Origin of the sequence: Erwinia sp. MYb416, assembly GCF_037479575.1 — a bacterium.
Taxonomy (GTDB): Bacteria; Pseudomonadota; Gammaproteobacteria; order Enterobacterales; family Enterobacteriaceae; genus Erwinia; species Erwinia rhapontici.
Map to the genome: position 1 here is coordinate 1 of NZ_JBBGYT010000271.1, position 549 is coordinate 549.

A 549-nucleotide genomic window follows, 5' to 3' on the forward strand; every position below is an offset into this window, starting at 1 on the left:
CACGCTGCGGCGTTCTGGCGCACCTTATTGCCTCAGCCCAACCGCACTATTCTCCACATTGATGGTGACATCGGGCACCATGACTCATCGGCTGAAGCGGCTGGAAACCCGTGGGCTGATATTGCGCACAGCCAGCCAGCAAGATGCACGCAGCACCCTGGTGCAGCTCACACCCGAGGGGCTGGAACTGATCGAACGCGCCGTGGGGCCGCATGTTGAGAACGAACGTCAGATGCTGTCGGTGTTACCCACGGAGGTGCTGGCGAGTCTTGATGCGTCTCTCTCTCAGCTGATGCAGGCGTTAGAGGGAAATGCGGGAAAAGCGTAACGAGCAGGGCCACATTCACGGCCCTGAGAGTAATATGGAAATAAAGTCCATCCTATCAAGATGAAATCGGGCGACTATTCTGCAAAAACTTCCGGCCCTTTAGTTTCAATGGTATTCAAAATACGCAGCGCGGCGTTACCAGGTTGGCTTTCGTTACGTTCCCACTTGGATACGCTTTCTATTGACATACCCAAGGTCATCGCCAGGTCTGCCTGAGAAAG

The 549-nt window shown here is 54.8% G+C and carries 2 protein-coding genes; one reads left to right on the forward strand and one right to left on the reverse strand.

Annotated features, from left to right (window positions below; genetic code table 11):
• On the forward strand, positions 1-328 hold a 328-nt coding region (locus tag WH277_RS02450), incomplete at its 5' end, for a MarR family winged helix-turn-helix transcriptional regulator (protein WP_339504213.1).
• Positions 329-402: 74 nt separating this feature from the next.
• Here the strand turns inward: WH277_RS02450 and WH277_RS02455 are convergent.
• Positions 403-549, reverse strand: a 147-nt coding sequence (locus WH277_RS02455; protein ID WP_339504215.1) for a helix-turn-helix domain-containing protein, incomplete at its 5' end; no start/stop codon positions are given.